21 protein-coding genes and 1 CRISPR repeat array are annotated in these 22143 nt (G+C 48.8%); of the genes, 15 read left to right on the top strand and 6 right to left on the bottom strand.

Translation table 11 applies throughout. The features are described 5' to 3' along the window. Positions 1 to 7 precede the first annotated feature (7 nt). From DXZ20_RS10445 to phnL, 4 genes are all read left to right on the top strand, one after another. Entirely contained in the window at positions 8 to 1183 is a 1176-nt protein-coding gene (locus tag DXZ20_RS10445; RefSeq protein ID WP_163698033.1) for a carbon-phosphorus lyase complex subunit, read from the top strand. 88 nt (positions 1184 to 1271) lie between these two features. Further along, positions 1272 to 2183, top strand: coding sequence for an alpha-D-ribose 1-methylphosphonate 5-phosphate C-P-lyase PhnJ (locus DXZ20_RS10440; RefSeq protein WP_163698032.1), 912 nt, complete (start codon positions 1272 to 1274; stop codon positions 2181 to 2183). A 12-nt stretch (positions 2184 to 2195) separates the two neighbouring features. Beyond that, positions 2196 to 2966, top strand: coding sequence for a phosphonate C-P lyase system protein PhnK (gene phnK / locus DXZ20_RS10435; RefSeq protein WP_163703460.1), 771 nt, complete (start codon positions 2196 to 2198; stop codon positions 2964 to 2966). A gap of 31 nt (positions 2967 to 2997) precedes the next feature. Further along, the gene (gene phnL, locus DXZ20_RS10430; RefSeq protein ID WP_163698030.1) at positions 2998 to 3723 is read left to right on the top strand and encodes a phosphonate C-P lyase system protein PhnL; all 726 of its coding nucleotides are present in this window, start codon (positions 2998 to 3000) and stop codon (positions 3721 to 3723) included. Here the strand turns inward: phnL and DXZ20_RS10425 are convergent. Continuing rightward, entirely contained in the window at positions 3720 to 4346 is a 627-nt protein-coding gene (locus DXZ20_RS10425; protein WP_163698028.1) for a hypothetical protein, read from the bottom strand. The two genes, phnL and DXZ20_RS10425, sit on opposite strands and share 4 nt — an antisense overlap. 136 nt (positions 4347 to 4482) lie before the next feature. On the opposite strand from DXZ20_RS10425, the gene phnM reads away from it, so the two are divergent. From phnM to DXZ20_RS10400, 5 genes are all read left to right on the top strand, one after another. Next, a complete protein-coding gene (gene phnM, locus DXZ20_RS10420) occupies positions 4483 to 5619 on the top strand; it encodes a phosphonate metabolism protein PhnM (protein ID WP_163698026.1) in 1137 nt (378 codons plus the stop codon). A gap of 222 nt (positions 5620 to 5841) precedes the next feature. Continuing rightward, entirely contained in the window at positions 5842 to 6402 is a 561-nt protein-coding gene (locus DXZ20_RS10415; protein ID WP_163698024.1) for a phosphonate degradation HD-domain oxygenase, read from the top strand. After that, complete coding sequence (locus tag DXZ20_RS10410) at positions 6399 to 7226, top strand: phosphodiesterase (RefSeq protein ID WP_163698022.1); 828 nt, start codon at positions 6399 to 6401, stop codon at positions 7224 to 7226. Before DXZ20_RS10415 ends, DXZ20_RS10410 begins: the two co-directional genes overlap by 4 nt. A 100-nt stretch (positions 7227 to 7326) precedes the next feature. Further along, on the top strand, positions 7327 to 8094 hold the full coding sequence (locus DXZ20_RS10405) for a pyridoxine 5'-phosphate synthase (protein ID WP_163698020.1): 768 nt from the start codon (positions 7327 to 7329) through the stop codon (positions 8092 to 8094). Between the two features lie 17 nt (positions 8095 to 8111). Further along, a complete protein-coding gene (locus DXZ20_RS10400) occupies positions 8112 to 8507 on the top strand; it encodes a RidA family protein (RefSeq protein WP_163698018.1) in 396 nt (131 codons plus the stop codon). Between the two features lie 152 nt (positions 8508 to 8659). On the opposite strand, the gene DXZ20_RS10395 is transcribed toward DXZ20_RS10400, so the two are convergent. The 3 genes from DXZ20_RS10395 to DXZ20_RS10385 form a co-directional block, all read right to left on the bottom strand. Beyond that, positions 8660 to 9748, bottom strand: a complete 1089-nt coding sequence (locus DXZ20_RS10395) for a HupE/UreJ family protein (protein WP_163698017.1) — start codon at positions 9746 to 9748, stop codon at positions 8660 to 8662. Positions 9749 to 9873: 125 nt separating this feature from the next. Beyond that, positions 9874 to 11226, bottom strand: a complete 1353-nt coding sequence (locus DXZ20_RS10390) for a tetratricopeptide repeat protein (RefSeq protein WP_163698015.1) — start codon at positions 11224 to 11226, stop codon at positions 9874 to 9876. A 118-nt stretch (positions 11227 to 11344) separates the two neighbouring features. Next, positions 11345 to 12595 (bottom strand): DUF4331 domain-containing protein, encoded by a 1251-nt coding sequence (locus DXZ20_RS10385; RefSeq protein WP_163698013.1) that lies wholly within the window; start codon positions 12593 to 12595, stop codon positions 11345 to 11347. A gap of 294 nt (positions 12596 to 12889) precedes the next feature. Between DXZ20_RS10385 and DXZ20_RS10380 the strand changes: the two genes are divergently transcribed. The 6 genes from DXZ20_RS10380 to DXZ20_RS10355 all read left to right on the top strand — a co-directional run bounded on the left by DXZ20_RS10380 (position 12890) and on the right by DXZ20_RS10355 (position 17359). Continuing rightward, positions 12890 to 13447 carry a sigma-70 family RNA polymerase sigma factor gene (locus DXZ20_RS10380; RefSeq protein ID WP_163670084.1) on the top strand — a complete coding sequence of 186 codons (558 nt, stop codon included), beginning with the start codon at positions 12890 to 12892 and terminating at the stop codon, positions 13445 to 13447. Between the two features lie 104 nt (positions 13448 to 13551). Then, positions 13552 to 14160 (top strand): cupin domain-containing protein, encoded by a 609-nt coding sequence (locus DXZ20_RS10375; RefSeq protein ID WP_163698011.1) that lies wholly within the window; start codon positions 13552 to 13554, stop codon positions 14158 to 14160. Positions 14161 to 14358: 198 nt separating this feature from the next. Beyond that, a complete protein-coding gene (locus DXZ20_RS10370) occupies positions 14359 to 14967 on the top strand; it encodes a cupin domain-containing protein (protein ID WP_163698009.1) in 609 nt (202 codons plus the stop codon). 77 nt (positions 14968 to 15044) lie between these two features. Continuing rightward, positions 15045 to 15431 (top strand): RidA family protein, encoded by a 387-nt coding sequence (locus tag DXZ20_RS10365; RefSeq protein WP_163698007.1) that lies wholly within the window; start codon positions 15045 to 15047, stop codon positions 15429 to 15431. Positions 15432 to 15438: 7 nt separating this feature from the next. Further along, positions 15439 to 15993: a hypothetical protein gene (locus DXZ20_RS10360; protein WP_163670092.1), complete on the top strand. Its 555-nt coding sequence runs from the start codon at positions 15439 to 15441 to the stop codon at positions 15991 to 15993. A 589-nt stretch (positions 15994 to 16582) separates the two neighbouring features. Then, positions 16583 to 17359, top strand: coding sequence for a hypothetical protein (locus DXZ20_RS10355; RefSeq protein ID WP_163698005.1), 777 nt, complete (start codon positions 16583 to 16585; stop codon positions 17357 to 17359). A gap of 494 nt (positions 17360 to 17853) precedes the next feature. On the opposite strand, the gene DXZ20_RS10350 is transcribed toward DXZ20_RS10355, so the two are convergent. Continuing rightward, positions 17854 to 18645 carry a magnetosome magnetite crystal formation protein family gene (locus DXZ20_RS10350; RefSeq protein ID WP_163698003.1) on the bottom strand — a complete coding sequence of 264 codons (792 nt, stop codon included), beginning with the start codon at positions 18643 to 18645 and terminating at the stop codon, positions 17854 to 17856. Between the two features lie 57 nt (positions 18646 to 18702). Continuing rightward, positions 18703 to 19041: a hypothetical protein gene (locus DXZ20_RS10345; RefSeq protein ID WP_163698001.1), complete on the bottom strand. Its 339-nt coding sequence runs from the start codon at positions 19039 to 19041 to the stop codon at positions 18703 to 18705. Positions 19042 to 19065: 24 nt separating this feature from the next. After that, positions 19066 to 22099: a CRISPR direct-repeat array (repeat unit 37 nt; unit sequence GTTTCAGTCCCGGTTGTCGGGATTGGTGTTTGGCGAG). Positions 22100 to 22143: the final 44 nt, after the last annotated feature.

Below are 22143 nucleotides of genomic sequence, written 5' to 3'. Positions count from 1 at the left end.
AAAATCCATGCCCTATGTTGCGGTCAAAGGTGGAGAACAAGCCATTCGCAATGCCGAAGCCTTACTCAAGGCAAAGCGGCGAGGCGATGAGACTGTGCCGGAGCTTTCCGTGGAGCAGATCAAGCAACAGATGCAGCTGGCGGTAAACCGAGTAATGGCCGAAGGCAGTTTGTATGATCCGGACCTGGCAGCATTGGCCATAAAACAAGCTTGGGGAGATTTGGTCGAAGCGGCTTTTTTGCTGCGGGCATATCGAACAACCTTGCCTCGACTGTATTATAGTGAACCGCTGGATACGAGTGCCATGGCAATTCAGCGGCGCATTTCGGCCATCTTTAAGGAGGCCCCGGGTGGGCAGAAGCTAGGCCCCACATTTGACTACATTCATCGACTGTTGGACTTTAAGCTGGCGGCTGAGGATAATGCATTTTCTGCACCCACCAGTGAACAGGTTGATGTCAATGAAACGACGCCTCGGGTGGCTCATACGTTGGAGCAGGAGGGATTGGTGATACCTCCTGGCAATGGAACGGTGGGGCATGGGTATGATCAACAGCAAGACACTGCACCGTTTGACATTACGCGACAATCACTCACCACACCCACCCATCGCGATGCTCGTTTACAGAACTTAGCCCGTGGTGATGAAGGCTTTTTGTTGTCTATGGCCTATTCCACCCAGCGGGGGTATGGCAAAAATCATCCCTTTGCTGGTGAGATTCGCATGGGTGAGGTGGAAATGATCATATGTCCTGAGGAACTAGGATTTGAAATTGCCATTGCCGATATAACAGTCACCGAAGTGCAAATGGTGAATCAGTTTAAGGGCAGTAAAGAAATTCCGCCACAGTTTACCCAAGGGTACGGCCTTACGTTTGGCTACAACGAACGCAAGACCATGGCCATGGCCCTTGTGGATCGAGCGCTTCAGGCTCAGGATTTAGGAGAATCTCTAGATGGTCCAGCCCAGGATGAAGAGTTTGTTCTCTTTCATTCTGACAATATTGAAGCTCAGGGCTTTGTGCAGCACCTTAAGCTGCCCCATTACATCGATTTTCAGGCGGAACTAAATCTGATTCGTAAGCTACGCCGTGATTATGAACGGACCCAGGCGGTAACAAACCCACCGTCGACTCAGGCTGAGAGTCATCCACTTGTTTCCCAGGAGGCAACAACAGCATGATTAAAGGGCTAAACCCTACCATCTTTCTTTCCAGGGCAGGTACAAGACCAGCCCCTACGGCACATATCCCTTTTCTCTTTGCTAAACCATGACTTCCCTGCCCTCTCCTGCTCTCCCTGTCTCCCCTGCTCCTTCTAACCCTGAACCAGGGTTTAACTTTGCTTATCTGGATGAACAAACTAAACAATCTATCCGTCGGGCCATTCTTAAGGCCGTTGCGATTCCTGGACATCAGATTCCCTTTAGCTCGCGGGAAATGCCAATGTCCTATGGCTGGGGCACTGGTGGCATTCAGGTGACGGCCTCGGTGATTGGTAAAGAAGATACCTTGAAGGTGATTGACCAAGGGGCTGACGACACCACTAATGCCGTGAATATCCGACGTTTTTTTAAGAAGGTGTGTGGTGTGGCGACGACCGAACGCACAGAGGAAGCGACCCTGATTCAGACCCGTCACCGGATTCCTGAAACACCTCTCAAAGAAGGGCAGGTGTTTGTGTATCAGGTGCCCATGCCTGAGCCGCTGTACTTTATTGAGCCGTCTCGGACTGAAGCCAACAAAATGCATGCGTTAGAAGAATATGGCCCCATGTACGTCAAACTCTATGAGGACATTACCAAGTTTGGGCGGATTTCTTTGGCCTATGACTATCCGGTCATGGTAAATGGGCGGCATCTGATGAACCCCAGTCCAATTCCCCGGTTTGATAATCCGAAAATGGATATGAACCCGGCGTTGCAACTATTTGGGGCAGGACGAGAGAAACGAATTTACGCCATACCGCCCTACACCCAAGTGAAAAGCCTGGATTTTGAAGATCATCCGTTTTCGGTGGAGAACTGGGAGCAGCCCTGTGAGTTTTGTGGGGCCACCGACAGCTATCTGGATGAGGTGGTCATTGATGACCAGGGGGGACGCATGTGGATTTGTTCAGATACGGACTATTGCGAGCAGCGTCAGCGATCGCAATCGGGTAGTGCACAAAAACTAGGGCAATAGGAGAAAGACATGATGCAGCCGCTACTGACGGTTAATAATTTAAGTAAGTATTATGGCGATCTGTGTGCCTGCGATCGCATCTCCTTCAACCTTTACCCAGGTCAGGTTCTGGGCATCATCGGCGAGTCTGGCTCCGGCAAAAGTACCCTGCTGGATAGCATTGCCGGTCGTATCCCCTTTGAAACAGGAGAGATGTCCTATTGTGACCGAGACAACAACTTTATCGACCTGCGTACGCTACCTGAACCCCGTCGTCGTCGGTTGATGAAAACCGAGTGGGGCTTTGTCCGCCAGAATCCCCGTGACGGGTTGCGCATGAACGTGACCGCTGGGGCCAATATTGGCGAACGACTGCTCGATGTTGGCCAGCGGCACTATGGCAATATTCGTACCGAAGCCCTCCAATGGTTAAGTGAAGTTGAAATTCCGGCTGCCCGTCTTGATAACTTTCCCCGTACTTTTTCCGGCGGCATGCAACAGCGTCTGCAGTTGGCCCGCATTCTGGTGACACGCCCCCGCATTGTGCTGATGGATGAACCCACAGGCGGTCTCGATGTCTCTGTCCAGGCCAGACTGTTAGACCTGATGCGATCGCTGGTACGCACCCTTAACCTCAGCGTCATCCTGGTCACCCACGATATCGGCGTCGTGCGACTGCTGGCCCATCGACTGATGGTGATGCAGCACGGTCAGGTTGTCGAAGCCGGACTCACCGACCAGGTGTTGGATGATCCCCACCATCCTTATACGCAACAGCTTGTGAATGCCACGTTAGTGCCTTAATGAAGACTCACTACAACACAATTGTCCCCCCATGAACACCTTACAACTCCCATCTCCAGCAACCGCCCCAACCAATACAACAGCCCTGCTGCAAGCAGACCGGCTCCATAAAAGCTTTGTGCTTCATCACCAGGGCAGTGTCAATCTTCCCGTGCTCGAAGGGGTTTCCCTCACCGTTAACCCCGGTGAATGTGTTGCCCTCCAGGGAGCCTCAGGTTCAGGGAAATCCACCTTTATGCGCTCTCTATACGCCAACTACCGTGTGGATAGCGGCTCTATCTGGGTCAAACACCAGGGGGAGTGGGTTGATCTGCCCCAACTCGAAGCCCATAAATTAATTGAAGTCCGCCAATATACCCTCGGCTATGTCAGCCAGTTTCTGCGGGTGATTCCTCGGGTACCAGCGTTAGAAGTTGCTGCAGAACCCTTGATGGAACTAGGTTTAGATACAGATAAGGCTAAAGATAAGGTACGAGACTTATTTTCTCGGCTAAACTTGCCAGAGCGACTATGGGAACTGTCACCTACCACCTTTTCTGGGGGTGAAAAACAGCGGGTCAATATCGCTCGTGCGTTCTCCATGGACTACCCTATTTTGCTTTTAGATGAACCCACATCAGCGCTAGATGCGGCCAATCGAGACGTCGTGATGCGGTTAATCGAAGAACGTAAAGCCCAGGGCTGTGCCATGGTAGGAATTTTCCATGATGACGAAGTCAGGGAAAGGGTTTGCGATCGCACCCTCCTCTTTGGCTAACCCTCGCTTGCTTGGTCAGTCAAAATAGCCACCAAGATACTCATTAGAGGGTCTACATCAGCGGGTACTCGATATAGCTCTAAATCTTGAGAAATTTTTCTTTGCTGTCGATCAAGCACAGCAAACTGCCAGATACGCCCAATCGAAACTGCACCATAAAGGAGATTCCCCGACGATGAGTCCGTGACTTTATCCAATGCAATGAGTTCAGCCGCCAGCTGTTTAAATCCGCGTTCCAGATTTTCATCTGTGGCCTCGATAATCAGCAAACTATGGCCAGACTGAAGATAATAATCTAAAAGGCCCTTCAACTGATCCGTCGCCTTAAGAGAATAGCTAACCTTAACCTTGACATGGATTAAATGCACTAACTCTAAAACCAGAGGCGCAATCAAAAATTCTCGGCGCGCCGATTCACTATCTAATGTGACGAACGGCAAACTCTCCTCCAAACGCTGCCTAAGTCGATCGATAGTGTCTACTGGTTTTTCTGACTGAGGCAAAACCAGCGACGTCAGCTCTAAGCTATACCCAAAGTGGGTCACGATATCTTCCAGATAATAATTCAGCTTGAAATAGTCAGAAAAATAACAGGACTCTGGAAGTTCAATGATCTGAGCCATTTTTTGTCTCCTAACCCTAAAGATAACGTTAACTTAACCTTGGTTAGATATCAGTTAGAGATGTCTAGACATTTTCTAGTGGTATCTAATTGGTAGAGAAGCCCGTTTACCCAAATAAATCCAGACCATACGCCCCATGATTGAAACCATCTACACCAATTATCGCTTGCAGCTTCCAGGCCAGGAGCTACTGGGCACCCTTGTCGTCAAGGACGGTCTAATTGCAGACATTCAGCCAGGTACTGTGGATCAAGGGCAGAATGGCAACGGCGACTATCTACTGCCAGGGCTGATCGAACTCCACACGGATAACCTGGAGCGCTGCATGTCACCTCGCCCCAAGGTGAGCTGGCCTCTGGATGTGGCTGCCGTACACCATGATCGAGATTTAGCGGGGGCCGGTATTACAACCGTGTGTGACGCCATATCTATTGGCGATCTTACCCCTGGCTCTCTGCGCATGACCCAGTTTGGCCCCATGATCAATACGATTCATCAGGGACAAAGCGACGGGCGCTTCTCGGTGGACCATCGACTACACCTACGCTGTGAGCTGGGATATAACCAGGTATACGATCTGGTGGAAACCTATGCCGATCACCCGCTGCTGTCACTGATGTCCCTAATGGACCACACCCCCGGACAGCGACAGTTTGTAAAACTTGATAAGTACAAAGAGTATTACCAGGGCAAACATGGGGTAACGGCTGAGGAAATGGATGGCTTTATTCGCGATCGCATCGAAGCCCAACAGTGCCATGCCGTCGATAACCGTCGCAGACTGGTGGAACTGGCCCAGCAACGCGACATTTGTCTGGCCAGTCACGATGATGCCACCCCGGAGCATGTCCAAGAAGCCATTGAAGACGGGGCTGCCATTGCCGAATTTCCCACCACATTGGATGCGGCGAAAGCAGCTCACACCCATGGTCTACAGGTGCTGATGGGAGCCCCTAATTTAATCTTGGGCGGCTCCCATTCAGGCAATGTGTCCGCCATGGATTTAATCGAGCGAGACTTAGCCGATATTATCTCGTCAGACTATGTGCCCCAAAGTTTAGTTCAAGCGATGTTCCTGATTGTGGAGAAGGCTCAAGTGCCGCTGCATCAAGCAATGCGTCTGTTTACCGTAAATCCAGCTAAGGCGATTGGGTTGGATTGCGATCGCGGCAGTCTAGAGGTCGGCAAACGGGCTGACATGATTACCTTGCACCATGATGGTGTGATTCCCCGACTAACATCCGCTGTCCGTCAGGGATATCGCATTGCTTAGAGGCAAGGGGATGGGAGAGTTTCCTCACTGAAACCTGATTTTTTCTCTCTCCTTTTCCTGGTTAAGTCATTGAGACACTTGATTGAAGGTCTTTATACCTATCAACAAGATTGTTAGATTATAACAAAACTATGACGATTTTATCCTGTTAAACAACCGCGTTCACCCATTGTCGGGATGTTCCATGGAATGTCCCGACAATGGGTTATCCCTTTTCTTGCAATGCACATAACAACTCTAGACCCAATTCTCGATCTTTATCGCCAACGTGGCCAAGCCCAATATGGTGGTGAAGCCGTCAGTCAGTTAGAACATGCCCTCCAATGCGCCACCCTCGCCGAAGAGAATGGTGAATCACCAGAGCTGATCGCCGCTTGCTTACTCCATGACCTGGGACATCTGGTCCATCATCTTGGCAACAACCCAGCAGTGCGGGGCGTTGATGATTGCCATGAATATCGTGCAATTCCCGTATTAGAACCCCTATTTCCAGAAACTGTTACCACACCCATTCGTTTGCACGTAGCCGCCAAACGCTATCTTTGTGCGATAGATGAGAACTATTGGGAAGCACTCTCGCCTGCCTCTAAGCTAAGTTTGAAGCTTCAGGGAGGTATTTTCTCACAGTCGATGGCACAAGCTTTTATTGACCAGCCGAATGCAGAAAATGCTGTCAAACTGCGTCGTTGGGATGATTTAGCTAAGATTAAAAACCTAAAAACCCCTGACTTAGATCATTTTCAACCTATTCTAACCACTGCGTGTCGGGGACCCGTCGTATGATCCTCATCGCCCAAATCAGCGACCTCCATGTACAGAGGCCGGGCAAACTCGCCTATGGCATCGTAGACACTAATTCCTTAGTTGCCGAGGCCATTGCCCGATTGAGCAGGCTTCATCCTCAACCAGATGTGGTGGTGGCATCAGGCGATCTGATTCAAGACGGCACTGTGGAAGAATATGAGCTGCTAAAAGCCATGCTCGCACCATTGCAGTGTCCCGTGTATTTAATGCCAGGCAATCACGATCATCGCGATCATCTACGACAGGTATTTAATACCCACACCTATCTGCCAAAGGCGAGTTCTCACCTTAGTTATGCTGTCGATAACTATCCCATGCGCCTGATCATGCTCGACAGCATTATCCCAGGAAAAGGTGGGGGCTGTGTCGATGCCGAGCGTTTGGCATGGCTAGGGCAACAACTGTCAGCAGCACCTGAAACACCAACCCTCATGTTTATGCACCATCCTCCATTTGCCACTGGCATTCCCTGGATGGATCGCAAACGGTTTCAAGGCCGTGGGGCGCTGGCAGAATTAATTCGCCAACACCCTCAAGTAAAACGCATTAGCTGTGGCCATTTACACCGCACTATCTACTGCCCATGGGCCGGGACGGTGGCCAGCAGCCAGCCTAGCTTAGTCCATCAAAGTGCTATCGATTTTGACCCTGACGGCTCTAGCCAATTTGTGATGGAACCACCCGCCTATCAGCTCCATGTATGGACAAAGGAGACGTTAGTTTCCCATACCATGTATGTTGGCGAGTTTGATGGTCCCTATCGGTTTTCTGACGGGAAAAAGGTGGTTGTGGCAGCTTTATAACGATGGATCAACCCTAGGCAATTCACAATCAGTCAGTCTGTATGTTGTACAATCTATAGCCCACACCATAGGCCTGGTAGCTAGCATCAGAGCAAGATTTATGACTGCCCTCAGTGTTAATCTCAACAAGATTGCCCTTGTCCGGAATTCCCGCACCATGGGTATACCAAGTGTTGTTAAGGCGGGGGAAACCTGCATTCAAGCTGGAGCCTATGGCCTCACGGTGCATCCTCGCCCAGATGAGCGTCATATCCGGCGTCACGATGTTTATGACTTGGCGGAGATGCTCAAGGCACATCCGACGATCGAATTTAATATTGAAGGGAATCCTTTAGAAGCTAGGTTCATGGACATTGTGCGGGATGTAAAACCCCATCAGGTGACGTTAGTTCCTGACGATCCTAATCAGTTTACCTCCGACCATGGCTGGGATATTGCCAAGCACGGTGAGACTTTGATCCCGATTATTAAGGAAATTCAAGGGCTAGGGGCGCGGGTTAGCTTGTTTATGGATCCTGACCCAGAGCAAATTCGGCTGATCCCCACATTAGGTTCGATGCAGGGGCCGACAGAGACTCGTATTGAACTCTACACCGAACCCTATGCTACGGCATCCCGCGAAGGAACTGAGGAGGAGTTAGAAACACTGCATACCAGCTATGCGGTGGCGGCAAAAGTGGCCCAGGAATGTAGCCTAGGGGTGAATGCAGGTCATGATTTAAACCTCGAAAACTTGCCTCAGTTTTTGCAGATTCCCAATATCTTAGAGGTGTCCATTGGCCATGCTCTCACAGCGGATGCGTTAATGATGGGTCTGGAGAATGCGGTCAAGGCTTATTTGGATGTCATTGCAGCGGCAAATCAGTAATACATATAAAGATAGTCATGGATGACCCATCTATTGTTCGTCATTTTACTGGCACTCCTTGGGAGCCAAGGGTAGGGTACTGTCGAGCGATTCGAGCGGGCAACCAAATTTTTATGTCGGGGACTGCTCCGGTGGATGATCAGGGGAATACCGTTGCTCCAGGAGATGGTTATGCCCAGGCAAAACGGTGTTTTCAGATAATTCAAAAGACGCTCCGGGCTATGGGTGCGGATTTATCGAATATTGTGCGGACCCGCATGTATGTAACAGATATTAGCCGCTGGCAAGAATATGGTCAGGCCCATCAAGAGTTTATGGGGGCTTATCCCCCTACGACGGCGATGGTGGAGGTTAGTGCGCTGATTGATCCTGATATGCTGATTGAAATTGAGGTAGAGGCTCTGGTGTTTTGAATTATTTTGCGCTAAAAATTCGGGTTGGTTAACGAGTAAAGGGTGAAGGGTAAGGAGTGGCTCTTCACCACTTTAGACTCGTTACACTTTAACAGTCTTACCCAAAATCTGATTCTTGACAGACCACTAGGAGTGCATCAGTGCTTTATTGCTTAAACCCAAGCAGCTAAGACTCTCTCTGCAAACCAGATGCTGCCCATGAGAATCATCAGTACTGAAGCAGCGTAGTTTAGGAAGATGGCTCCTCGACGTTGTTGTAAAAATCGCAATCCGTAGAATGCCAGGACAACAATGGCAATCTGACCTATCTCTACGCCTAGGTTAAAGCTGGCTAGGGATAAGATCAGGTTGCCCTGACTTTGGGTGAGGTCTCTCAGAATATTGGCGAAGCCGAGGCCATGGATCAGCCCAAAGCCGAAGGTAAACCAGGGTCGATGGTTCATAGGTTTATGCCACAGATTTTCTATCGCTATGTAAACGATGGATAGAGCGATCGCACTCTCGACAAAGGCTGTGGGCAAAGTGACAATATCGAAAGCGGCTAAGGTAAGGGTAAGAGAATGGGCAATGGTGAAGGCGGTAACGATTGTTAGGAGTTGAGATAGGCGACCTCCTGGTAAAAGTAGAGCAATTAAAAATAGGATGTGGTCGTAGCCGGTAAAAATGTGTTTAACGCCCAGCTGGAGAAAACTCAGAAACTGTTGTTGCCAGGGGATTGTGTCTGCTAGTTCTACTGTGTTGTTTTCAGGGGTGAATACGATATTGCGGGTACGGTTACCTTGAGTAATGGTGGCTAGAGCCTGTTCATGTTCAGGGGGAAATAAATTATATTGAATGGTGAGTTTTTGAAGGGTTGTTGGCCATTCATAGCTTAATAAAAAGGTGCTATAGGTGATTTTGTCTTCAGGCTGCTGAGCTGTTGTTGAGGCGAGGGTGAATTGTCCTGATTCATCTGTTTGATTTTTTAAAGTAATGCCATTGCCTAATTGTTGTTCTAGCTGGGTACGATGCTGTTCAATTTCTGATGATGACAGCGTTTGATTGCCGTCGTCATCAGCAAAACTGAGCAATGCTGTAGGCATTGTCAACGTGATTTGGGCGTTGGTGTCGGTGACAATGATGTCGGCTACGGTGAGGTCGTCCCAGTGGGCTTGGGCGGGTGCGATCGCAACATTCCCCAGCCATACACTAGCCAACAAACCCACAATACCGACCCGTAAAAAGCGAACAAACCGTTTCATTTGAACCTCCTAATAATTTAAGGCATAAAAAAGGCATAAAAAAGGCATAAAAAACTATGGGGAGGGCTAATGCAGTCCCCTCTTGGGCGGGGTGCCTGAAAAGCGGGGTGGGTTAACCGCAAACACTAATCAGCAACCAGCCCCCAAATCTGCTGATCCCGTTCACCAAAGCTGGGATCTACCATCTGGGCAGTCTCAAAATATTGATTCGCCTTAGACCCATTGCCCAACTGTTGCTCAACCAACCCAGCCCGATAAGAAATCACCGCATTGCGCGTGCCCTGCTCAAGGGTTCTTTGCAACGCTCGTTGAGCATCCTGCCAACGCCCCAACTGCATGAGCACTCGGGCGTAAGTATCTAAGGTGTCTGCATCCTGACGTATTTTTACATCAGCGTCCATCAGTGCCAAAGCTTCCGATAGATCGGCCACATCACCTCGGTCCAATAACAGCTGTGCTAAGGCACGACGATGCCCAAAGGTCTCTAAGTCTTCATGTTGTCTAAACTGTTCTTCGGCTTGTTGCCACAACTGTTGAGCTTTTGCTCGATTACCCTGGAGGCTCGCAACTTGAGCCATGCCTTGAAGTGCAACATGGTCCCACACATGGGGATAGTCTTGGGAAGTAAACACCTGAGAGTAGAGCTTTGTCGCAGCTCGGTAATGCCCTTGGCGAGTTTTGAGCTTAGCCATATGGACTAGGGCTAAAGGGTATCGAGGCAAAATGTCTAGGGCGTCTTGGTAGAGTTGTTGAGCAGTTTGATAATCTCCTCGGCTAGCGTAAAAACGCCCCATCAAAGTACGAGTCCAGGCAGAACTCCCTGATTCCTGCGGTTCTTCCGCGTTGAGGGCGGCTTCAAAGTCTTTAATCGCCAATGCATCCTCGCCTTGGGCACTATGCACCAGGCCCCGCAGCGTGAGGGAGCCTAGGGTGGGTATTTGCTGCACCAGATTGTCTGCGATGGTCCTGGCTTTAGTGAGATTGCCCTTGCCTAAGTATGCTGTGATCAAGATAGACTGAGCTGGTTCAGAATAGGCTTGGGTGGCAAGCACCTGGTTCGCTATAAGAATAGCGCGGTCGAAGTCGTGCTGAGCTTCAGCGACTTTGGCTTGAACAATTTGAGCCCCTTCGTTGTTAAACGTCAGCTTTTGTAGAGATTGTTGAGCCGCTTGGTCAGCAAGAAGATACCAGTTGGCATCACCAGTGGCACGGGCCAGTTTTAAGTAAGTGCTAGCGAGGGCCGCTTGACTAAGACCGTCTTCTGGAGTTTGGCGGATGCGATTTTTATAGAAGGCAATCTCCTGTTCGAGTTGGCCAGTGATGTCGGTTTGGTCTGGAGGCGAGAAAGAGTAATCGTAGGGGCTGGTGTTGAGGAGAGGTTTGAGTTGATGGACGGTAGTGGCAATCAGGAGGATGCCAATGCCCCACAGCAGCTGTCGACGACGCTGGGTGAAACGAAGATTGAGAGGTAATAACATGGGTTTATGTTGTTGCGTAGGGGCGCATGGCCATGCGCCCTTCTGAATTAGGACATGATTAATCCTCTTTGATGTCCTGCTTGCTATCTTTGCTAGCAAGAGGGACGTTGGGTGCAGGCTAATTAGGCAATGCCAAGTAAGGAAACGTATGCTCTAATGGCTGATGTCCCTGGGCCGGATTTCCAGGAGTGCCTTCATAGGAAACATTGTCGGTCGTGATTGCTCCATTAGATAGAACACTCAGCGTGATATCAATGACATCATCCTCTAACATGCGCCCGCGCACAGGGCTGCCTGCGGCATTTAGATCATTGGCATAGCCACTGGGACCGCTGGTGTCGATGCGCATAACGTCGGGTAAGAAGGCTCCCAATAACGCATTAGCACGTTCTTCACTATTGCCTAGGGCCAGCAAGGTTTTCTTAGCTTCACCCACAATGGGGCCAGCAATATCGGCGGCGGGTTGTTCCCCTGCTAATGCGGCGGCTTCGAAGTCAGGGCCAACACTATTTAGAGCATTTAGGAAATCGTTGGTAATCACTAACCCTTCGTTAATACCAGGGCGGGCCAGGCGTTCAACTTGGACATAGTTGCCACTGGCATCAGGGGTGGAAATCGTCGTCCAGACATCAAAAACATCGGCACTTGTGGAGCCTCTTAAGACCTTTTTCGGGATACGCACAGCGATAGTATTGACATTGTATCCAGCAGCAAAGTCAACCGCTTCATTGGCACTGCGGAAACCAACAGCAGGACCAATGCCAGCCGCTCCAGCACGGACACGGAAGAACTGCTCTACATCAAAGAAGAAGGGATCTTCTCGTAATCCGGCAAAGACAGTCAGACGCTCGCCACCTAATTTAACATTGTTAATATTGGGTGAGGAATCGAACAAAGATGTTGTGACAGCTTTCCGAACTCTGGTTTTACCGTCTCTGATGGTCGTGACCGTAACCTCCTGTTCTTGGTTTTCATTGGGAGGGCCAAACTCGAAGCGCAGCGTTAGATCCGGCTGACCAGCAACCTTGGCATCTTTATTGGCGACAGAGTCAATATGAAATTCATAGCGAGCATTGGTGCTGAAATAATATTGTTGTCGCGCTAGGGAGCGAGGATTGGTATTCATCATGAGGATGAGGTCATCTTCAGACGCATTGGGATTTTGATCTTTCTCTCTAAATGCATAAACGTCAGTAATGTTGAGGTTACGACCTTTAACATCTACTTCTCCATCATCGTGGTCCGACGCGTTAATTAATGTTGCAGCTCCCCCTAAGGTGAGGGTGGTGGCTAGGAACACTCCGCTGAGTTTTAGCCAGGTTTGGCGCTTAGACAGTTGGCCTAGAGTGTTGTGTAAAGACTTCAGCATGGTTCAATTTCTCCTCTTGGGAAATGAATAGAATGGGGTTTTCGTTAAACCACGGCCAAAGCTGGTGTTTTCTCTACTGAAAACTTACAATTCTGGACGTGGGCAAATTGCACGCATTTCAAAGCAGACCCGGTTGCTAGGGAGCATGGGCCATGACAACATATAAAAAACGTCAATATTGTCGGAGCAGAGGTTTTCTGCCCTATTTGTAAGCAATGATTTTGTGCAATCTGAAAAGGTATACGCCAGGCTTGGCGGATTGGATCTCTCGGTTTCAAAAAAAAGTTGAAATAAATGGCAAAACTGCAATCTAAGGATGAAACCGAACTGATTAGTCGCATGGTGCAAGGAGACCAGGCGGCGCTCAGTCAGCTTTATGATCGCTACGCCCGAGTCATGTATTCATTGGCCTTCAAAATACTTGGCTCTGTGGAAGAAGCGGAGGAAGTTGTCCTGGATGTCTTTGCCAAGGCTTGGCGAACGGCTGCCCGATATGATTCCAGTCGCAGCCGTGTGGATTCTTGGTTATTTTTAATGACCCGCAGTCGGTCGTTGGATCGATTACGGCAGCGGCAACGGCAGACTAAGGTTGTCGAAGCGGCTACGAAGACGGTCGAGACGAGTGCTTCTGATAGGCCTGATGAAGCTCTGATGATTGCTGAGCGGCGGACAGTTGTGATGCAGGCCTTGGGTGAGCTGCCAGACGAACAGCGCCTAGTGATTGAGTTGGCCTATTACCAGGGCTATAGTCAGTCGGAAATTGCCAAACAAACTGGTCTGGCCTTAGGCACGGTCAAAACGCGGATTCGGTTGGGATTGCGCAAACTAAAACAGGCTTTGGGAACAGGTTAAAAAATATGAGATCCAAGCCGGGATGGCTAGCGTATACCTATATAGCTATCCTCTAATCCTATAGGTTTCAAATGCCGAGTTAGTAGCCGAGTTAGTATAAGAACATGACATCTCCTGAGCGCTATCAAAATGCCGATGCAGCTGCCCTCTATGCCCTTGATGCGCTAGAGGCAGATGAGCGTAGGCAGTTTGAGCAGGCGCTATTGGATAGCGTAGAGCTGGAGCAGGAGGTGCGTGGGTGTGAAGAGGTGGCGGCTAATTTGGCCTATGGTGCCTCACCTGTGCCGATGGCAGCAGATTTAAAAGATCGCTTATTTCAACGGATCGCTCAGCAGTCTATCGGGCCGAGTTCAGATTTAGTGGAGCTGCTAGATTTGCCGATTGCTGAGCTGAAGCACCAGGCGGCTGAGTTAGACTGGGCGTTGATGCCTGGTAACTCGGGGGCAGAAATTGCCATGTGGCGAGTTGATGATTGCGATCGCGAGGTTGCCTTTTTTGTACGCAAAGCCACAGGCGGGTTATTTCCTAACCATGCCCATGCTAGTGGCGAAACGGTGCTGGTGTTGGACGGAGATTTTGTTGTTGACCACCAGGTATATCGGTCAGGGGAATGTGTATCGTCTCCTGGTAATACAAGCCATCAGCCAAAAACGTTGAACGGTTGCCTATTATTCTGTGTGTCTTCCATGGACGATGACATTTTGGAATCTTAAGAATAAAGATTTTTTAAGATGATCAACCCAATTCCGTAGGGGCGAACGGCTATGCGCCCGTCAGCCTATATGCAAGCTCTCAACCCTGCCCAGTTCGTTTTTCATTGTACGTAGTCTTAAGCTTTGAAGCGACAGCAGAGCGCTGTTAGCATTCGTGTCACCACACTAGTTCTTAATTAACCGAGCTAACATGAAGCCATGAACCCTCCTGAGTCCTACTCAAATGCCGATGCAGCCGCCCTCTATGCCCTTGATGCGCTAGAGGCAGACGAGCGTGCCCAGTTTGAGCAGGATTTGTTAGACAGTACAGAGTTAGAGCAGGCAGTTCGTGAGTTTGAAGAGACAGCGGCTACATTGGCCTATGTGGCCAAGCCGATGCCAATGGCAGCGGCTCTAAAGGAGCGCCTATGGCAACGGATCGCTACTCAGTCTGTGGGAGCGAGCTCAGAATTGCTGCAGCTGTTGGATGTGCCCATTAATCAGCTAAAACAAAAGGCAGCTGAGTTAAGCTGGTCTCTGTTACCTGGTAAGTCAGGTGTGGAAGTGGCCCCCTGGCAAACAGAAGAAACCTCCCGTGAAGCAGCCTTTTTTGCAAGAAAGATTGGCGCTGGTCTGTTTCCGAATCATTATCATGCCAGTGGAGAGACCGTACTGGTACTGGATGGAGACTTTGTAGTAGATGGTCAGGTATACCATCCAGGTGAACAAGTTTCTGCCCCTGGTAAGACTAGCCATCAGCCGAAATCGCTAACAGGTTGTCTGTTATTATGCGTGTCGTCGATGGACGATGACATTTTAGATGTTTAAAGGCTCTCCATGTTTCTCAGGGCCTAAATTCTATTTGGGTAGTGCTGAGCAACGCTACACACTCTAAATTGATTTCTATGGCAAGAAAAAACGTTTCCTCTGGTTCTCCAATGGAAAAACCAATAGGGTTTTCAAGGGCAGTACGGATTGCTAACCTCATCTCAATCGCAGGAACGGCACCCATTGGGGATGACGGTTCCACAGCTTGTCTTGGGGATGTATATGGTCAAACATATTGCTGTTTAAGTATTATCCATAAAGCAATTCAAGATGCTGGTGGCAAATTAAGTGATGTTATTCGGACAAGGGTGATGCTCACAGATATTTCCAGATGGGAGGAAGCCGCTAAGGCCCATGGAGAATTCTTTTCTGAGATTTGTCCTGCTTGTACTTTTGTAGAAGTATCACGGTTTATTAAAGAAGATTGGTTGGTGGAAATCGAAGTAGATTGCGTCGTTACGTGAAAGAGAGATGACTCAATGGATGTTCACCGCCCGCCAACGCTTTATCCCATCCCAAACTCAAGACTGGCATAGCTACATTAAGTTTTCTGGCTTCACCCACATCACTGAAGTTGTCACCCTTGACTATATTCTCTGCCCTGATCTGATCGATGATCTTATGGATGAAGACTGGTCTTACAATGTCCAAGCAGATTGTCGCATTACCTGGTTCACCAATCTCGCTTACCTCCGCCAACGCATTCGCTGGCGTATAGGGCAAGATCAGCTACTAGCTATCCTTGAGCAGCCAACCCACATCCACGCAATACCCCCCAAATTTGAATTCTGTGGTTTTGACATTGTCGATGATGCGGAGGGTAATAGCGTTTTGACCAACTGCGGGCAATTTTCAGATCAAGACGCTGGTTTTATCCCCTCAGATGTTAATCAATTTGGACTGCTGTCAAACCTGGACCATGCAAATGCTGTCGCTGCTCAGCTTCGTTTGTCATTTTCAGATGATCCCCATTGTCGCAACTGTCGCGTTTGGCAAATTGCTCGTGATCTAGAGCCTGATGACTGATGGCCTATTCTATGGAACATCAGCCAACATCCGAAGGGTGTGCCCCTACCATGGCGAAGCCGAACATCGATGGCCAAAAAACAACCCCCATGCTATCTGAATCGAATCGCACGAGGGTTCAGTTTGTCTATAACGATAGCGGTTTTTTCCCTGAACCGTTATGTCTACTCCACCTTACGGACAAGCGCTACGCTTTTAACACTAGACGTGAAATACTAGCAATTTGTCATAAGTTTCACCGTACAAAGTGCTTAGTCTGTATTAGCAACTTACTCAGCGCAGGGCAAAAATGAATCAAGAGTTGAAATTACTCCCATGGTCCGCGCCAGCGCTGGCACTTCCTTGTCTGAACAGTTCGATGGAGTGTCTAGAGATGCTGACGCAGCAGGCGATAGCGCAGTCATCAGAGGCCGAGTAAAACATGGGTTATGTATTTGGCAAAGATTTGACAGACTGCCAGAAAAAATAGTACGAATGATCTAAAATGATTTAATACATGGTTTTTCAAATTCTGATGGCCATAGCAATGTTTTGATGGTTTAGAGTTGGGATACCCTAGACCACAGCAAATCAATCTGTTTGAGGCAGTATGGCGATAATTGCGCTTAAGGCTTGGTATCTCCAGGATTATGAGCCAATTCGGGATTTAGAAAGGCGACCCCACGATCTGCGGCTGGCAAAGAATAGTCTGCTGAAGTCAGCGCTGCGGGCTGATTTTTTGGATGATATTGCCGATGTGCGCGACGCAGAGTGGTTCCAGCGTTACCTGGAAGGGGATGCGGTGGAGTTTTACATTGAAGGCAGCGGGACCTATGCGATCGCAAATATCGACCTGATCAGCCACGAAATCTACTTTGCCAAGGCCGACTCCCTCGCCAACCTTGATCCCACTATTTTCCTCTGCTACCAGGAGGAATATCCAGAATCCAGCGATTTGCTACAGGCAGCCCTTGAACCCTACGTCGAAAAGTTTAACCGTCGCTCTCGGCTACCCATCAAGCTAGTCGAATCCCACCGGCTCAGCAATGGCCCTGTACGACTAAACAGCAACCTGATGCGCCACATTCGCCGAAGCCTGCTGTTTATTGCCGATGCCACACCAATTTTTGAAGTCGATAGCGATTTGCCCTTACTAGTGCCCAATCCAGCAGTTTGCGTAGAGCTGGGGTATGCCCTATGCAATAAGCGACCTGAGCAATTGATTGTGGCTCAAATGGAGCGGGGAGACTTACCAGGTCAGTTTCCGTTTGATATTGCCGCTCAGCATAAGCTGGAATTTACCAGCAAATCCGCATTACAAAAGACCCTACCTAAAATGCTAGATGCCAAACTACAGCGATTTAACTTGGGGCTTGTTAAAAATTAAGCTCATGGGTTGACCATGGCTATTTTGCCTAACAGGAAATGGGATAACCTCTCCTTTTAGAATTTTGTCGCAGCGCGCAAAATTCTAAACCACTTTGCCAACTGCCCAAATAGGCTGCTAGGGATATCATTGATATTTTTCCGAGGGTTCTAGGGCGGCGGTCCGCCCTAGCCATGGGGGTGTGGGGAACTCGGCGGGACCCCACGCAGCGGGTTTTGCGAGTTACCAACCTCCCAAGATACATCGGTTGAGCATAGGGTAATCGCGATAGGGATTGCTCAGGGCTTTCCTCCCTGAAACCCTCCTGTTCGTGGGGGCCTCGACTCCCACACACCCCCCGAAAGTAGGATGTCGCTCATTGCAAAGATTCAGGTTTGGTGGGAGTTACGGTGAGGTCAGGATAAACGTTACTGCATTCAAATCATGAACTTGTTTCTTAACAGCTCCTTGGTGGGTTAAATGTAGAGTCCTATCGTTGCTTGAGCAGACAGTCCTCACGGGGAAAAACGCTGCACAATCAAACAAAATATACTGGGAATCAGCGAAAACCCAAACACAATAGCACTCAGTACCAAGGCTACTGTGACCATAGACCATTTTTCAGACCAGCTGTCAATAATGGCCCTCTGTGGTTCAGTGGGCGTATACAGCACTCCGACAGACTCTCCTTTCTTGTAAGTGGGGGAACCTGTCCACCCCAGTGGAGAAACATCATACAAATCGCCATTAGGTCCCTCAAATTCAACCACAGGCCGGTAAAGAGTATCACCATACTCATCTGTCTTCTCATTGACCTGTGAGACAGTCCCCGTAGTAGGTGATAGGCTATCCAGCCAACTGACACGATTATTTTGCCAAACAATAGAACCCAGTAAGGCTGCTACAGGTATAACCACCAATGACAAAAAACCAATAGCTGCCCTTTGGAGTTGTTTTTCAGGTTTACTTCCTAGAAAATCAATAGCAAGAGGGTATTTCCACGTCTTTCCCTTACTAGCTTGAATAGCTGCAATAATCGGAAATACAAAGCGCAACCCCCATAACACCGGCAGTAAAATTGTCCCGACTAACGTAACCAGTAAAACAACGCTATAAACTGTCGATGAAATCAGCCAATTAATGGCATTACGCGCATGGGGCTCAATTTGAGGGGACTGTTTTTTAGTGGCTTGCCAAATAATAATTGGCACCAAGATATCGATAAAGGGTATAGGAACAACCCAACTCAACAGAAGGGAAAGGTGGAGAAAAATTTCTACTGAAGGAGTTGTTTTTGCCTGACTCATAACGATGGTAAGCCCATGGTATTCATTTATACTTCGACGTCTACAGCATGAAATACATCAATTTTGGATAAAACTTAATATCCATCCAAAAATGAGGGGGCGGGCAATATCTATAAAGCCATCACGGGCAGCATCGGTTAAGGCCGTTTTCTCTAAAAATTTTAGTAAAACTGGTTCATCTGACATAGTCGAAACAATTTTAAACTTAAAGCCACACAAAAAGCCCCATATATATCCATAGGAAAGGCATTCAGATATTAATCCTATAACAAACTTCCAACGGGCTTTATCTATATGTTCATAAACTTCCTGATATCTGTTATTTCTGACTAACTCATCAGCCGTAAAAAAATCTTGATACGTTAATGGGAAAACGTACAAAAGTTGTCTGCCCAACGTACGAATAGACCATTAGTTAGTGTTTCAGTCCCGGTTGTCGGGATTGGTGTTTGGCGAGGAAGATCGACTATACCGGAACTGGCTCTGTTGAGTAGTTTCAGTCCCGGTTGTCGGGATTGGTGTTTGGCGAGTTCTTGATCGATCTCCCACGCTTCAATGGTGGGGTGTTTCAGTCCTGGTTGTCGGGATTGGTGTTTGGCGAGCACACGAAGGCAATTAACCCCTCCTAAAGAAAAATGTTTCAGTCCCGGTTGTCGGGATTGGTGTTTGGCGAGGGGAAAAACCCTGACTTAATCTCTGAATAAGCAGCAGTTTCAGTCCCGGTTGTCGGGATTAGTGTTTGGCGAGTTGTAAACTTCACTCAGCAATGTGTAGTAACATTGTCGTTTCAGTCCCGGTTGTCGGGATTAGTGTTTGGCGAGGAAGTACTTTTCCAGAGGCGGCTGTTAACGAAAAGTTTCAGTCCCGGTTGTCGGGATTAGTGTTTGGCGAGCGCCAAGTCAACACGACTGACATAAGTAAACCCTGGTTTCAGTCCCGGTTGTCGGGATTAGTGTTTGGCGAGTCGCTCAAAATGATCCCTATCCCAGAGAGAGCGCAGGTTTCAGTCCCGGTTGTCGGGATTAGTGTTTGACGAGCCGATGAAGGGATTTTTTAATGTGTGCCCTTCCTCGTGTTTCAGTCCCGGTTGTCGGGATTAGTGTTTGGCGAGGTTTAATATGGTTAAAATTGACGATAACGTATTGATGTTTCAGTCCCGGTTGTCGGGATTAGTGTTTGGCGAGCCCAACTTTCTGAGCCCTTTGTTTTACTTTTTGAAGTTTCAGTCCCGGTTGTCGGGATTAGTGTTTGGCGAGTATCGAAATACTCAGCTAAAAGAAGCGGGCATTGATTGTTTCAGTCCCGGTTGTCGGGATTAGTGTTTGGCGAGCTATTTAGGGCTTCTTGTCGTAACCCCTGTTCGCAGTTTCAGTCCCGGTTGTCGGGATTAGTGTTTGGCGAGGCTAAAGCGATTCAAATTTTAGAAGGGTTTCTGCTTGTTTCAGTCCCGGTTGTCGGGATTAGTGTTTGGCGAGTCTAAGAAGCCTTGACAGAAATCTAAATCAACATCAAGTTTCAGTCCCGGTTGTCGGGATTAGTGTTTGGCGAGTTTGTATTGCTAATTCTGCAATAATCCCCCCTTTAAGTTTCAGTCCCGGTTGTCGGGATTAGTGTTTGGCGAGCTTTTAAGAGCGTGTTCAAAGATATCATCTCTTCTCGTTTCAGTCCCGGTTGTCGGGATTAGTGTTTGGCGAGGATTGGACAGATGAAGATGAATTAAATATAGATATCTGTTTCAGTCCTGGTTGTCGGGATTAGTGTTTGGCGAGCATCAAAGAGCATAGAGAGCATAAACAAGAGAAGAGTTTCAGTCCCGGTTGTCGGGATTAGTGTTTGGCGAGCCAGCAGCACGGTCGTCCTCAATATAGCGAAAGCGACGAGTTTCAGTCCCGGTTGTCGGGATTAGTGTTTGGCGAGCTTTATGACTTCGACTACACTACGCAGTTTTCTGATGTTTCAGTCCCGGTTGTCGGGATTAGTGTTTGGCGAGGCGAGCGACATTTTGGCACTGTCGTGGGCGTTTCGGTTTCAGTCCCGGTTGTCGGGATTAGTGTTTGGCGAGTCTTATGCAGACGCAAACGGCAATTGTTATTGATGTTTCAGTCCCGGTTGTCGGGATTAGTGTTTGGCGAGCAAGCCGTCACCCAAGGTATGAATTCTATCTCCATCGGCTGGTTTCAGTCCCGGTTGTCGGGATTGGTGTTTGGCGAGCTGAGAAAACTGCCGTCCAGTCAGCGCAACGTATGTTTCAGTCCCGGTTGTCGGGATTGGTGTTTGGCGAGAAGGTCTATGGCTTCTTTCTTGTTCAAGGAGTCACGTTTCAGTCCCGGTTGTCGGGATTGGTGTTTGGCGAGAGCAGTGTGGGACGCAAATGACTCACGGGTTGAAGCGTTTCAGTCCCGGTTGTCGGGATTGGTGTTTGGCGAGTTATTCGGTTTCAGTGTTTTGTGATTAGGACGTGTGTTTCAGTCCCGGTTGTCGGGATTGGTGTTTGGCGAGTAGGGTATTTATTTGCAGGAATCCTGTTTAGTGTCGTTTCAGTCCCGGTTGTCGGGATTGGTGTTTGGCGAGATTAATTCACTCATATTTCATTTTTTAGGGTTGACACGTTTCAGTCCCGGTTGTCGGGATTGGTGTTTGGCGAGGAAATAACGGACGAGTAATTATGGAGAATCAAATAGGTTTCAGTCCCGGTTGTCGGGATTGGTGTTTGGCGAGAGAGGGCTTTCCATTCCCATCGTGAATCCTTAGTTGTTTCAGTCCCGGTTGTCGGGATTGGTGTTTGGCGAGTCGAAGAGGGAAACATTAGAAATTCTTGCACAATATGAGTTTCAGTCCCGGTTGTCGGGATTGGTGTTTGGCGAGAAACAGAAGCACTAACAAAGTCGATGCAGGCTTGCGTTTCAGTCCCGGTTGTCGGGATTGGTGTTTGGCGAGCAAAAACAATTCGATTCGATGGGTACGAGGTAGACATGTTTCAGTCCCGGTTGTCGGGATTGGTGTTTGGCGAGTTGGCCTGAAACTCTGGAGATACATTTGGGTTGAATGTGCGTTTCAGTCCCGGTTGTCGGGATTGGTGTTTGGCGAGCTAAAACGATATTTGCTTTTTGGAGGGGATAATTATGTTTCAGTCCCGGTTGTCGGGATTGGTGTTTGGCGAGGAGCCATTGGGCTACACTCAATGGCGAAATTTCCAGTTTCAGTCCCGGTTGTCGGGATTGGTGTTTGGCGAGCGAGGATCTGGGTTAGGTCTTTGGAGGGCTCAACATCGTTTCAGTCCCGGTTGTCGGGATTGGTGTTTGGCGAGCTTCGGATCGATGTCACTGACGAATGCCCGCTTGATCGTTTCAGTCCCGGTTGTCGGGATTGGTGTTTGGCGAGATGTGGTGACCTCAAGCACTGAAACCTGATTACCTTGTTTCAGTCCCGGTTGTCGGGATTGGTGTTTGGCGAGGGCTGAGACATCCACCCGTAAGAATGGACAACCATCTGTTTCAG

The organism is Adonisia turfae CCMR0081 (genome assembly GCF_011009555.1).
GTDB lineage: Bacteria > Cyanobacteriota > Cyanobacteriia > Phormidesmidales > Phormidesmidaceae > Leptothoe > Leptothoe turfae.
Note: the sequence above shows the minus strand (reverse complement) of the source record. Positions and strands in the feature narration are given on the sequence as shown.